The organism is Microvirga sp. GCM10011540 (assembly GCF_042650665.1).
Taxonomy (GTDB): domain Bacteria; phylum Pseudomonadota; class Alphaproteobacteria; order Rhizobiales; family Beijerinckiaceae; genus Microvirga; species Microvirga lenta.
The window spans coordinates 69,744-83,027 of record NZ_JBHSBQ010000012.1; the positions used below are offsets into that span (position 1 = coordinate 69,744).

6 protein-coding genes are annotated in these 13,284 nt (G+C 64.2%); 3 read left to right on the plus strand and 3 right to left on the minus strand.

Annotated elements, in window-relative coordinates; genetic code table 11:
• Positions 1-51 precede the first annotated feature (51 nt).
• Together treS and glgB are read left to right on the plus strand one after the other, a co-directional pair.
• Positions 52-3,324, plus strand: a complete 3,273-nt coding sequence (gene treS, locus ACFOYU_RS05305) for a maltose alpha-D-glucosyltransferase (RefSeq protein ID WP_377032740.1) — start codon at positions 52-54, stop codon at positions 3,322-3,324.
• Entirely contained in the window at positions 3,321-5,606 is a 2,286-nt protein-coding gene (gene glgB, locus ACFOYU_RS05310) for a 1,4-alpha-glucan branching protein GlgB (RefSeq protein ID WP_377032741.1), read from the plus strand. Before treS ends, glgB begins: the two co-directional genes overlap by 4 nt.
• A gap of 76 nt (positions 5,607-5,682) precedes the next feature.
• Here glgB and glgA read toward each other — a convergent pair whose 3' ends face one another.
• From glgA to glgX, 3 genes are all read right to left on the minus strand, one after another.
• On the minus strand, positions 5,683-7,224 hold the full coding sequence (glgA, locus tag ACFOYU_RS05315) for a glycogen synthase GlgA (RefSeq protein ID WP_377032742.1): 1,542 nt from the start codon (positions 7,222-7,224) through the stop codon (positions 5,683-5,685).
• A gap of 139 nt (positions 7,225-7,363) precedes the next feature.
• Positions 7,364-9,883, minus strand: a complete 2,520-nt coding sequence (locus ACFOYU_RS05320; protein WP_377032743.1) for a glycogen/starch/alpha-glucan phosphorylase — start codon at positions 9,881-9,883, stop codon at positions 7,364-7,366.
• Positions 9,884-10,073: 190 nt separating this feature from the next.
• Complete coding sequence (glgX, locus tag ACFOYU_RS05325) at positions 10,074-12,404, minus strand: glycogen debranching protein GlgX (protein ID WP_377032744.1); 2,331 nt, start codon at positions 12,402-12,404, stop codon at positions 10,074-10,076.
• A 178-nt stretch (positions 12,405-12,582) separates the two neighbouring features.
• Here glgX and ACFOYU_RS05330 point away from each other — a divergent pair, with 178 nt between their 5' ends.
• On the plus strand, positions 12,583-13,281 hold the full coding sequence (locus ACFOYU_RS05330) for an NAD-dependent deacylase (RefSeq protein ID WP_377032745.1): 699 nt from the start codon (positions 12,583-12,585) through the stop codon (positions 13,279-13,281).
• The last annotated feature ends 3 nt before the right edge of the window (positions 13,282-13,284 follow it).

Sequence of the window (13,284 nt, forward strand, 5' to 3'; positions counted from 1 at the left end):
GCCGCGCATGTTCACCCCGGAGTTCCCGTTTTCGAAGCAAAGAAGTGAGCCATGATCGACCGCAGCGACACCGACTGGTACCGCGACGCCATCATCTACCAACTGCACGTAAAATCGTTCTTCGACTCGAACGACGATGGCATCGGCGATTTCGAAGGGGTGACGCGCAAGCTCGATTACATCAAGGATCTCGGCGTCACCGCCATCTGGGTGATGCCCTTCTACCCCTCCCCGCTACGCGACGACGGCTACGACATCTCGGATTACCGCGGGATCAATCCCGGCTACGGCACGATGCGTGACTTCCGGCGCTTCGTGAAGGAAGCTCATGATCGCGGTCTGAGGGTCATCACGGAACTCGTCATCAACCACACCTCGGAGCAGCATCCGTGGTTCCAGAAGGCCCGCCGCGCCAAGCCCGGCTCCGCCGCGCGGGACTTCTACGTCTGGTCCGATACGGACCAGAAATATCAGGACACCCGCATCATCTTTCTTGACACCGAGCCCTCGAACTGGTCCTGGGACCCGGTGGCGCAGGCGTATTACTGGCACCGTTTCTATGCTCACCAGCCGGACCTCAACTTCGACAACCCCCGCGTTCTCGACGCCGTCCTGGACGTCATGCGCTACTGGCTCGACATGGGCGTCGACGGGCTCCGCCTCGACGCAATCCCGTATCTGATCGAGCGCGAAGGCACGAACTGCGAGAATCTTCCCGAGACCCACGACGTCATCAAGAAGATCCGGGCGGCCCTCGATGCCGCCTATCCCGACAGGATGCTTCTCGCCGAGGCCAACCAGTGGCCCGAGGAGACGGCGCCCTATTTCGGCGACGGCGACGAGTGCCACATGGCGTTCCATTTCCCGCTCATGCCGCGGATGTACATGGCGCTCGCCCAGGAGGACCGGCACCCGATCACCGATATCATGCGGCAGACCCCGGAGGTGCCGGAAGGCTGCCAATGGGCCATCTTTCTGCGCAACCACGACGAGCTCACCCTCGAAATGGTGACCGACAAGGAGCGCGACTATCTCTGGTCCTTCTATGCCAACGAGCGCCGCGCACGCATCAATCTGGGCATCCGCCGGCGCCTTGCGCCTCTCCTCGACAACGACCGGCGCAAGATCGAGCTCCTGAATTCGCTGCTCCTCTCCATGCCAGGCACGCCGGTCCTCTACTACGGCGACGAGATCGGCATGGGCGACAACATCTATCTCGGCGACCGTGACGGGGTCCGCACGCCGATGCAGTGGTCTCCCGACCGCAACGGCGGATTCAGCCGGTCCGATCCGGCACGCCTGTTCCTGCCCGCCATCCAGGACCCGATCTACGGTTTCAACGCCGTCAACGTGGAAGCCCAGCTCCGCAGCTCGGGAAGCCTCCTCAACTGGATGCGCCGCCTGATCGCGATTCGACGCAACCACGACGTCTTCGGACGGGGAGGCCTGCGCTTCCTCTATCCCTCCAACCGCAAGGTTCTCGCCTATATCCGGGAGACGGAGGAAGAGAGCATCCTGTGCGTCGTCAACGTGTCGCGCTCGCCCCAGGCGGTGGAGCTCGACCTTTCGGAGCACAAGGGTTGCACGCCGACGGAGCTGACGGGCGGCAGCGCCTTTCCGCCGATCGGCGACCTCCCCTATCTGCTCACGCTCCCCGCCTATGGCTTCTACTGGTTCCAGCTCACGGCCGCACCGGCCGACAGGCCTCAGGTGCCCATGGCAACCTCGCCGGAGCTGTTTACCCTCGTGCTGACCGGCGGGACCGAGACCATCTTCAAAGGGCGCGAACGGGCTGCGTTCGAGCGCACTATGGCCCCCCGCTTCATCACCTCCCAGCGGTGGTTCGCGGGCAAGGGCAAGAAGGTCAGGGGCGCGAAGCTGATCGATTTCGCCACGATGAAGAGCCGGTCCGGCCGCGACGAAATCCTCCTGCCGCTCGTCACGATCGAGCTGGAAGGCGGAGAGCAGCAGGCCTACTCGATTCCCCTCGCTCTCGACGAAGGCCAGGAGGACGAACACCTCCTTCCCTACGCGGTGGCGCGGGTCCGGCGCGGGCCGCGGGTCGGCCTTCTCTATGGCGCAGGCTCGTCGGACAATTTCGCCATCTCCCTGCTCGATGCGCTCCATCGCAGCGATGAGATTCCAACCCAGGAAGGTGGCCGGATCCATTTCACGCCCACGGCGGCCCTCGCGGATCTCAAGGATGCCGAGATCGACGAGATCAAGCGGCTATCCGCCGAACAGAGCAACACGTCGATCCAGATCGGCGAGCACATGATCCTGAAGCTCTACCGGCGGCTCCAGCCGGGCACCCACCCGGAGGTCGAAGTCGGGCGCTTCCTCACCGACGTCGCCGGTTTCACGAACACGCCGGCCCTGCTCGGCTCGGTCGAGCACGTCTCGGCGGACGGCACCTCGACCGCCATTGCGATCCTCCAGCGTTTCATCCGCAATCAGGGAGATGCCTGGTCCTGGTCGATCGACACGCTCAAGCGGGAGCTCGATACGGCCGCTCTCGTTACGGATCAGGAGGAGACGAGCCTGGAGAACGTTCTTGCGAACTATCTTCAGACCGTTCGGACCCTGGGGCAGCGCACGGCTGAAATGCACCTGGCCTTCGCCACGCCCACCGACGACCCGGCTTTTGCGGCTGAGGAGATGACGGAGGACGATGTCCGCATCGCCGCCGCCGATGCCAAGGCTCAGGGCGAGCGTGCCTTCGCGGCCATCCGCCGTCTTTCGGGCAGCGCGTCGGAGACGACCCGCGAAGCCATGGAGGCACTGGCGGCGAGACGCGACGAATGCTGGACGCTGATCCAGCGTCTGTCGAAGCCACCCGTCGGGGCGATCAAGACCCGGGTTCACGGCGACTATCACCTCGGACAGGTGCTGATCGCTCAGAGGGACGTGATCATCGTCGATTTCGAGGGCGAACCCGCACGGCCCGCCGAGGAGCGGCGGCAGAAGGGCTCTCCTCTTCGCGACGTGGCTGGGATGCTGCGGTCCTTCGCCTATGTGGCGGATACGGCGGCCCGCAACGTGGAGCAGCGCGTGGTGGCCGACGAGACCCATCGCATCACCGAACTTGCCGAGGGATGCCGCAAGCTCGTGGAGGCGGCTTTCATCGAAGCGTACGATGACGCCGCCCGCGGAACGCCGATCTGGGTGGAGGACGACGCCACGAGGCGGAACCTTCTCCAGCTCCACATGCTGGCCAAGGCTCTCTACGAGATCAATTACGAGGCCGACCACCGGCCAGAATGGATCGAAACGCCCATACGGGGTGTGCTCTCGATCCTCGACCAGGCGGGAGACCAACCATGACCTCTGAAGTCGAGATTGCCGCAAAGACCGCGGGAGACCGGACCGACAAGGGCCGCATGACGGCCAGCCGCCTCAGCGGAGACGCGATCGATGCCGTGGTGAATGCGCGGCACCCGGATCCCTTTGCGGTTCTCGGGCCGCATGAGGTCGCCCCCGGCCAGTGGGAAATCCGCGCGATGATCCCGACGGCGCGAAGCATCGAGGTTCTCCCGTGGGAGGGAGACGCCGTGCTTTCCACCATGGAGCGGCGCCACGAGGCAGGGTTCTTCGTCGGACGGCTGGAGGCGAGCCGGCGCCCCGGCTATCGCCTGCGCGTCGAGACCGGGGACGGCGTGGCCGTGCGGTACGATCCCTATTCCTACGGTCCGATCATGAGCGACCAGGATCTCGTGCAGATCCGCGACGTGGGCAGCGACGCGCATTATCGCCTGCTCGGCGCCCACTCCATCACAGTGGGCGGGATAGAGGGCTTCCTCTTCACCGTGTGGGCTCCCACGGCCCAGCGCGTGAGCGTCGTGGGCGATTTCAACGAGTGGGACGGGCGCGCCCATCCCATGCGCCTGCGCCACCATGCGGGCGTCTGGGAACTGTTCATTCCCGAACTGCAGCCGGGCCGGCGCTACAAGTTCGAGCTGAAGGGGCCCGACGGGCGCCTTCTCCCGCAAAGGGCCGATCCGCTTGCCTTCGCGTCGGAGAAGCCGCCGGCGACGGCCTCCGTCCTGCGCAAATCCACCGATTACCAGTGGAAGGACCGCGCCTGGATGGCGGAGCGCACGGCGCAGGATCCGCGCAAGGCTCCGATGTCGGTCTACGAGTGCCATCTCGGCTCATGGGCGCGGGTTCCCGAGGAGGGAAACCGCTACCTCACCTATCGCGAACTTGCCGAGCGCCTGATCCCATACGTGAAGGAACTCGGCTTCACGCATATCGAAATGCTCCCGATCACCGAATATCCGTTCGACGGATCGTGGGGCTATCAGCCGGTGTCTATCTATGCTCCCACGAGCCGTTTCGGCACACCGGAGGATTTCGCCGCCTTCGTCGAAGCCGCCCACGAGGCCAAGATCGGCCTCATCCTCGATTGGGTGCCGGGGCACTTCCCCAACGATCCTCACGGTCTGGGTTACTTCGACGGCACGCATCTCTACGAACATGCCGACCCGCGGCAGGGCTACCACCAGGATTGGGGCACCTACATCTACAATTACGGGCGGCAGGAAGTGGCCGCCTTCCTGGTCGCGAATGCCCGCTTCTGGCTGGAGCGGTACCACCTCGACGGGCTGCGCGTGGATGCGGTGGCATCCATGCTGTACCTCGACTACTCCCGCCGTGCCGGCGAATGGGTGCCGAACCGCTATGGCGGGAACGAGAACATCGAGGCCATCGATTTCCTGCGGCGCATGAACGAGACGGTTTACGCCAACGCTCCCGGCGCCGTCACGATCGCCGAGGAATCGACCGCCTGGCCGGGGGTCTCCCACCCGACCTATACGGGCGGCCTGGGCTTCGGCTTCAAGTGGAACATGGGCTGGATGCACGATACCCTGCGGTTCATCAGCAAGGATCCGATCCACCGCCGCTACCACCATCACGACCTGACCTTCGGCCTCCTCTATGCCTTCACGGAGAACTTCATTCTCCCGTTGAGCCACGACGAGGTCGTACACGGGAAGGGATCGCTGCTCGGGAAGATGCCCGGCGACCGCTGGCAACGCTTCGCCAACCTGCGCGCCTATTACGGCTTCATGTGGGGGCATCCCGGCAAGAAGCTCCTGTTCATGGGCGGCGAGATCGCGCAGGAGCGCGAGTGGAATCATGACATCAGCCTGGACTGGCACCTGCTCGACGACCCCTATCATCGCGGGATGCACTCGCTGATCCGCGACCTCAACAAGGTCTATCGCGAATATCCGGCCCTCCACGAGCGGGATACCGAGGCGTCGGGCTTCCAGTGGCTCGTTTCGGACGACGCGGACAACAGCGTCATCGCCTGGGCGCGGCGCGGGGACGACGAAAACCAGATCGTGCTCGTGGTTTCGAACTTCACGCCGGTGCCACGGGAAGGATACCGGCTCGGAGTTCCCCTCCCCGGCTTCTACAGGGAAATCCTGAACACCGACGCCGGGCTCTATGGGGGCGGCAATGTCGGCAATCTCGGCGGCGTCGTCACCGAGGACACCGAGAGCCACGGTCACCCGTGCTCTCTCACGCTGACCATTCCCCCCTTGGGGACGATCATGCTGGCGCTCTCGCCGAACGACACCCCCGTGCAGAGTGCGTGATTGCGTGCGTCTTGCACGAATAATTCCGTGCCGGGGAGCATTCCCCGGCACGGGTGTTTCTCGGATGTGTGTTTCCTCAGCCCGGAACGGCCGTCTGGATCACGCGCGAATAGACGTCGCGATACTTGTTCGCGGACAGGTGCCACCCCTGCGGCCGGCTCATCGCGGCCTTTCTCATGGCAGTCATCTGCGGCTGCGAGCGGAAGGTCTCCAGACCGCGCTTGATCGCTTCTACGAAGCTCGTCAGCGACAACTCCCGGAACAGGAAGCCGGTCACGCCGTCCTCGATGGTGTCCGCCAGTCCGCCGGTGCGATGCGCGATCGGGAGGGACCCGAACCGCTGCGCATACATCTGGCTCAACCCGCACGGTTCGAAGCGGGACGGCATGAGGAGGAAGTCGCTGCCCGCATACATCCGGCGCGCCTCGGCCTCGTCGAAGCCGATGCGCACGCCGACCGAGCCGGGATGGCGGGCCGCCAGCGCACGAACGGCCGCCTCGAAGCGAGCTTCGCCCCGCCCCGTGACGACGATCTGGCCGCCGTTACTGACGATCTCCTCGGCGGCCGAAATCGCCAGGTCGACGCCCTTCTGGTGCACCAGCCGGGAGATGACGGCGAAGAGCGGACCTCGCGAAACGGCGAGACCGAAGGTCTTGCGAACCTCGCTCGCGTTCTTGTCCTTTCCGCGCCAGTCGTCGGGTGCGAAGGCACTCGCGAGATAGGGATCCGTGGCCGGGTCCCAGCTCTCGTCGATGCCGTTCACGATGCCGTCGAGCCTCCCCTCCTCCGCGCGGGTCTTCAACAACCCGTCGAGGCCGCAGCCGAATTCCGGCGTCGTGATCTCCTCCGCATAGGTCGAGCTTACCGTGGTGATGTGCGAGGCATAGAAGATGCCGGCTTTGAGGAACGAGAGCTTTCCGTAGAACTCGACCCCGTCCATCTGGAACGCGCCATCCGGAATACCGAGATGCGACAGCCGCTCACGCTCGAACAGCCCCTGATAGGCGAGATTGTGGATCGTCAGGATGCTCGGCACATGGTGCTCGCGCCAAGTGAGGTAGGCAGGCGCCAAGCTCGACGGCCAGTCGTTCAGATGCAGGAGATCCGGACGCCAGGACGGATCGCCGACCCCGCAGGCGATGTCGGCTGCGGCAAGGCCCAGCCGCGCGAAGCGGACGTCGTTGTCGCTCCAGTCCACCCCGTTGGCATCGCCATAAGGTGTTCCCTCCCGGTCATAGAGCTCCGGGCTCAGGAGGACATAGATCGTGAGGCCGTCCTTGGTCTCGGTCCGCCCGAGGTCGCAGGCGGGAATACCGCAGGTGCCTTCGAGGCGTCCCACGATCTCCAGGGGACCGACATCCGCCAGGACGGAGCGGTAGCCCGGGATCAGCACGCGGACGTCGTAGAGCCCCCGCAGAGCGCGCGGCAAAGCCGCCGAGACATCACCAAGGCCGCCGGCTTTCACGAAGTCCGAAATCTCGGACGTGACATAGAGGATCGATTCGTAGGAGCGGCCCGAGAATCTCGGACCGGAAGTCGTCGGGGGAGGAGCGCTTTCGGGCCCCTGGCTTTCGCGCACGTCTAACGTTTCGGAAGTCTCGTCCGCATCCTCGGGCATTGCTATGTCGAATAGGAGCGCGACCTCCCGTCAAGCCTGTCGCACTCATAGGGAGAGGCGGCATCCCAACGCGCAGGACGCTGAAAGGTTCCATCCCAAATCGACAGACTTGACGAGTCAGTTTGACGCAGCCGCAGGATTAGCCTTCGGCAGGCACGTTCCAGATCTCCCGAGCATATTCGCGGATGGTCCGATCCGACGAGAACCAGCCCATCCTGGCGGTGTTCAGGATGCTCCTGCGCCACCACTCGCCCGGTTCGCACCAGAGGCGGTCGACATCGCGCTGCGCAGCCCAATACGCTTCGAAATCCGCCGCGATCATGTAGGGATCGTAGCCCTTGAGCGACTCCACGAGCCCGCGATAGCGGTCCCGGTCGTCCGGCGAGAACTGCCCGGAGGCGATTCCCTCGAGCGCACCGCTCAGGCGTGGGCTGGCAGCGATCACGTCGTGGGCATCGAGGCCCCTGCGACGCCGCTCCTCGACCTGGTCGGCGGTCATGCCGAAGATGAAGAGGTTTTCCAGCCCCACCTGCTCGCTGATCTCGACATTGGCGCCGTCCAGGGTGCCGATGGTCAGGGCGCCGTTGAGCGCGAACTTCATGTTGCCGGTTCCCGAAGCCTCCAGCCCGGCAGTGGAGATCTGCTCGGACAGGTCGGCCGCCGGAATGATGCTCTCGGCAAGGCTCACATTATAGTTCGGCAGGAACGCCACCTTCAGCCTGTCGCCGACGACCGGATCCGAATTCACGACCCGCGCCACGTCGTTAGCCAGCTTGATGATCAGCTTGGCCTTGGTGTAGCTCGGCGCCGCCTTGCCGGCAAAGACCTTGACCCTGGAAATCCAGTTCCGGTTCGGCTCCGCCTTGATCGCCTGGTAGAGCGCAACCGTCTCGATGACGTTCAGGAGCTGGCGCTTGTATTCGTGAATGCGCTTCACCTGCACGTCGAACAAGGCATCGGGATCGACCGAGAGATCGAGCCGCGAGCGGATGATCTGCGCCAGCAACAGCTTGTTCTGATGCCGTTCGGCGGCGAAACGCTGCTGGAATGCCCCATCCTCCGCGTAGCGTTCCAGCCCGGCGAGCACCGTGATGTCGTCGAGAACCCGGTCGCCCACGGCCGACACCGCAAGCCGCCGGAGTCCCGGATTGGCCTGATGGAACCAGCGCCGGACGGTGATGCCGTTGGTCTTGTTGACGATGCGGTTCGGATAAAGCGCGTGCAGGTCCCGGAAGACCGTCTTGCGCAAGAGGTCCGTGTGAAGCGCGGAGACGCCGTTGACCTTGTGCGAACCGATGAAGGCAAGGTGGCCCATGCGGACGAGGCGGCCGTTCTGCTCGTCGATCAACGAGATCGAGGCGAGGCTCGCAGGGTCGAGCCGGCCGTCCCGGGTCACGGATTCGATGTGCAGCCAGTTGATCAGGTAGATGATCTGCATGTGCCGCGGCAGCACGCGCTCGAGAACCGAGACGGGCCACGTCTCCAGCGCTTCCGGCATGAGCGTGTGGTTGGTGTAGCTCAGGGTGCCGGTGGTGATCCGCCAGGCCTCGTCCCAGCCGAAATCGTGCTCGTCGACGAGAAGACGCATCAGTTCGGCGACGGCAATCGCCGGGTGGGTGTCGTTGAGCTGGATTGCGGCGTGGTCCGGCAGCGATGCAAGGGTGCCGTGCTCCTGCAGATGGCCGTGGAGCAGATCCTGCAGCGAGGCGGAGGTGAAGAAGAATTCCTGACGCAGGCGCAACTCGTGCCCCTCAGGCGTGGCATCGCTGGGGTAGAGAACCCGCGAGATCGCCTCCGCCCGGGCCTGGTTGGCCTGCGCACCCACGTGGTCGCCGGCATTGAAGACATCGAGCTTCAACGGATGCTCCGCGCGAGCCGCCCAGAGTCTCAGCGTATTGACACGCTTGCCGCGCCATCCCGCCACCGGCGTATCGTGCGCCACGGCGAGAACGGTCTCGCCCGCGTTCCAGGTGTGATAGGTCTTGCCGCTGCTGTCGCTGCGGCTTTCGACGAAGCCGCCGAAGCGAACCGGGTAGACGATGTGCGACCGCTCGAACTCCCAGGGATTTCCGCCCGCCATCCAATCGTCAGGTGCCTCCTGCTGCCATCCGGCCCGGAAGGACTGCTTGAACAGACCGTAATCGTAGCGGATCCCGTAGCCGACGGCGCGGACGTCGGTCGTTGCCATGCTCTCCATGAAGCAGGCGGCCAGGCGGCCCAGGCCACCGTTGCCGAGCGCGGCGTCGGTCTCGATGCCGCGCAGCGTGTCCAGGCTGATCCCCAGATCGGCGAGCGCCTCCCGTACGGCCGAGGTGAGGCCGAGATTGCCCATCATCTCGGAGAGCAGGCGCCCGATGAGGAATTCCATCGAGAGATAGCAGACCTTCTTGTGCTGCTCCTCGGCTTCCTTCGGACGGTTCCAAGCGTCGACGACCCTGTCGCGAACGGCCAAGGCCGTGGCCATGAACCAGTCCTGGTCGGTTGCGGTCTCGGGCGTCTGGCCGACCTGATAGGTCAGCTTGCCGAGGATTGCGGCACGCAGCGCGGCCGCGTCGTTCTCTGAAACGGATTCATACTGTTGATCGAGTACAATGGCTGTCGCGTCGTCCGAGCGCTCGGTCTGTGTCCTGCCATTGGCGCTTCTGTCTAGATCGAACATGCGCCTGCCCCCATTTTTGCTACATTGTTTCTGCGTTTCCTAATCCCGGCGGCAACCGTGATGGAACGTTACTTTCTTGCTTGCGCAGCCGAGATCGAAACGCCATGCGTCTTGTTACCGCTGGTCTGATCTTAGTCTGCAACCTGTTGTGAATTGGTAACAGAGCGACATGAACCTCAGGTGATCGGAATCAGGCAGGACTTGGCTTGACGTCCGGGGCTTGGGAATCGGAATCCGGGAGGCTACCCGGCTCAGGCAACGGCAAAGGTTCCGACGAGGCATCCTCGAACGCCTGAAGGACATGGAGATAGGATCTCTCCGCATCCGTGGCCTGCCCTTTCGTCCTCGTCGGCTCGAGAATGAAGAGGAGAAGCGAGCGGCCCGTCACCGTATATGCGTGCTCGAACGCGAACTTCTCGACCTCGGCGATCGCTCCCTGGTTGGTGTCGATCAGGCGCACCCACCGGCTGCCGCCGACCGCCTCCGGCAGGTGGAAGGGGACGACATCGTCGTGGGCGTTGAGGATCAGCAACAGGGTCGAGTCCGATCCGATGCGGCGGATGCCGGTTTCCTGGGCTCGTCCGTCCAGCAGGACTCCGAGGCAGCGGCCGTTCGGATCCATCCAGTGTTCCGGCGTCATCTCGTCCCCGGTCGGAGTGAGCCAGTTCACGTCCTTGACGCCGAGTTCCTGATCGAACTCTCCGGTGAGGAAGCGCCCCCGGCGCAGCATGGGCAGCGACTGGCGGATCACGATCAGCTTCTGCACGAACTCGGCCAGGGAGCGGTGGTCCTCGCCGATGTTCTCCCAATCCATCCAGGAGATCTCGTTGTCCTGGCAATAGGCGTTGTTATTGCCCTGCTGGGTGCGGGCGAACTCGTCGCCGGCCAGCAGCATCGGTGTCCCTCGGGAGAGGAGAAGCGTCGCGAGCATGTTGCGCATCTGGCGGAAACGGACCTCCCGGATGCCCGGATCGTCCGTTGCGCCCTCGGCGCCGTAGTTGTTCGACAGATTGTGGGAATGACCGTCGCGATTGTTCTCGCCGTTCGCCTCGTTGTGCTTGTCGTTGTAGGAGACGAGGTCGTTCAGGGTGAAGCCGTCATGGGCGGTGATGAAGTTGACCGAGGCCCAGGGCTTGCGCCCGCGCTTGTTGAACAGGTCGGCCGAGGCCGTCAGCCGCGAGGCCAGTTCCGGCAGCTTGCCCTCGTCTCCTCGCCAGAACGCGCGGACGGTATCCCGATAGCGGTCGTTCCACTCGGCCCATCCCGGCGAGAAGCGCCCGACCTGGTAGCCGCCCGGACCGCAATCCCAGGGCTCCGCGATCAGCTTGACCTGACTGAGCACCGGATCCTGCCGGCATGCATCGAGGAAGCGGCCGTCTTCGTCGAAACCGTGCGGCTCGCGGGCCAGGATCGTCGCCAGGTCGAAGCGGAAACCGTCGACATGCATCTCCTGCACCCAATACCGGAGGCTGTCCGTCACCAACTGCAGGACGCGCGAGTGACTCAGGTTGACGGTGTTCCCCGTGCCGGTGTCGTTGATGTAGTAGCGCCGGTCCGGAGCCAGGCGGTAATACGAAGCATTGTCGATGCCCTTGAACGAAAGGGTCGGACCGAGCTCGTTGCCTTCCGCCGTGTGGTTGTAGACCACGTCCAGGATCACCTCGATGCCGTGATCGTGGAGATGGGCCACCATCTCCTTGAACTCGGCGAAAGCGAAATCGGGATTGGCGGCGTAGCGGCGCGTGGGCGCGAAAAACCCGAGGGAATTGTAGCCCCAGTAATTTCTGAGACCTTTTTCCGTGAGGTAGGAATCGTCGATGAAGGTGTGCACCGGCAGCAGTTCGACGGCCGTGATGCCGAGCGAGGACAGGTAGTCGGTCACGTCCGTGCTGGCGAGGCCGGCATAGGTGCCGCGGAATGCCTTCGGCACTCCGGGATGGCGCATGGTCATCCCACGCACGTGGGTTTCGTAGATGATGGTCTTTTCCCATGCTCTCTGGGGCAGGCGCTCGCGGCCCCAGGTGAAGGCCGGATCGATGACCCGGCTCTTCAGCATGAAGGGCGCGCTGTCACGCTCGTCGAAAGTCAGATCGTTCGTCGTCTCCATCTGGTACCCGAACAGGGCGGGGTTCCAGATCAGCTGTCCGACGGTCTGCTTGGCATAGGGGTCGAGCAGCAGCTTGTTGGGATTGAACCGATGCCCGGCCGTGGGCTCATAGGGGCCATGGACGCGATAGCCGTAGATCGTTCCCGGCCGCGCATCCGGGATGTACCCGTGCCAGACCTCATCCGTGTATTCGGGCAGATCGATCCGCTCGATCTCCCGCTGCCCGTCCTGATCGAAGATGCAGAGCTCCACCCTCGTGGCGTGGGCGGAAAACAATGCGAAGTTGACGCCGAGGCCGTCCCAGGTGGCGCCGAGAGGATAAGGACGCCCTTCGCGAATGCGGGCCCGGTTGACGGGAGGCGGAGCCGAGGGTCGAGTTGCCGCCGTCTTGCTCTTTCTGACTTCGAAATTCATGGAAATGCCTCGGACAGGGGATCAATGAACCTGCATGGTCACAACGTTCAGCTTGGCGGAAGGTGCCGTTGAGACAGGCACTCTTTGCGGAAGCTCGGTTTGCAAGCCGCGCAAGCTCCGCTCCTTGACTTGGCGGCCTACTGCTCCCGAGTATCGCCAAGAGCTGGAGGATCGGCCGATGAAGGTCTTTATTCTGACGGGGGCCGGCATTTCGGCGGAGAGCGGCCTGGGGACCTTCCGGGACAAGGAAGGATTGTGGGCCCGTTTCGACCCGATGAAGCTCGCGACCCCGGAGGCCTTCGAGCGCGATCCGGAAAAGGATCTCGCCTTCTACAACATGCGTCGACAGAATCTCCTTGCGGCATCGCCCAATGCCGCGCATCGGGCTCTCGCGCGCCTCGAAGCCGGCCTGAAGGAACGTGGCGGCAGCCTGTTCCTCTGCACCCAGAACATCGACGACCTTCACGAGCGCGCAGGTTCGCAGGAGGTCACCCATATGCACGGCGAACTGCTCAAGGTGCGCTGCATCGCGTGCGAGGCGGTGACGTCGTGGCAAGACGACGTTGATGTCGACACCCCCTGCCCGTCCTGTCGTCGCACAGGGGTATTACGGCCTCACGTGGTCTGGTTCGGAGAGATGCCGCTCTTCATGGAGGCGATCTACGGCGCCCTTCTCGAGGCGGACCTCTTCGTCGCCATCGGCACTTCGGGTTCGGTCTATCCAGCCGCGGGATTCGTGGCGGAGGCGCGGGCCGCCGGCATCCGCACCTGTGAAATCAATCTGGAACCATCCGACAACGCCCGCCTCTTCGACGAGAGCCGGTTCGGCCCTGCCAGCGTGACCGTGCCCGAGTGGGTCGAGCGGCTGCTCGCCTAGAGC

Bases quoted from the DNA above. Each gene is read 5' to 3' on its own strand.
- treS (WP_377032740.1), top strand. From the start codon at position 52: ATGATCGACCGCAGCGACACCGACTGGTACCGCGACGCCATCATCTAC.
- ACFOYU_RS05330 (WP_377032745.1), top strand. From the start codon at position 12,583: ATGAAGGTCTTTATTCTGACGGGGGCCGGCATTTCGGCGGAGAGCGGC.
- glgX (WP_377032744.1), bottom strand. From the start codon at position 12,404: ATGAATTTCGAAGTCAGAAAGAGCAAGACGGCGGCAACTCGACCCTCG.
- glgA (WP_377032742.1), bottom strand. From the start codon at position 7,224: ATGCCCGAGGATGCGGACGAGACTTCCGAAACGTTAGACGTGCGCGAA.
- ACFOYU_RS05320 (WP_377032743.1), bottom strand. From the start codon at position 9,883: ATGTTCGATCTAGACAGAAGCGCCAATGGCAGGACACAGACCGAGCGC.
- glgB (WP_377032741.1), top strand. From the start codon at position 3,321: ATGACCTCTGAAGTCGAGATTGCCGCAAAGACCGCGGGAGACCGGACC.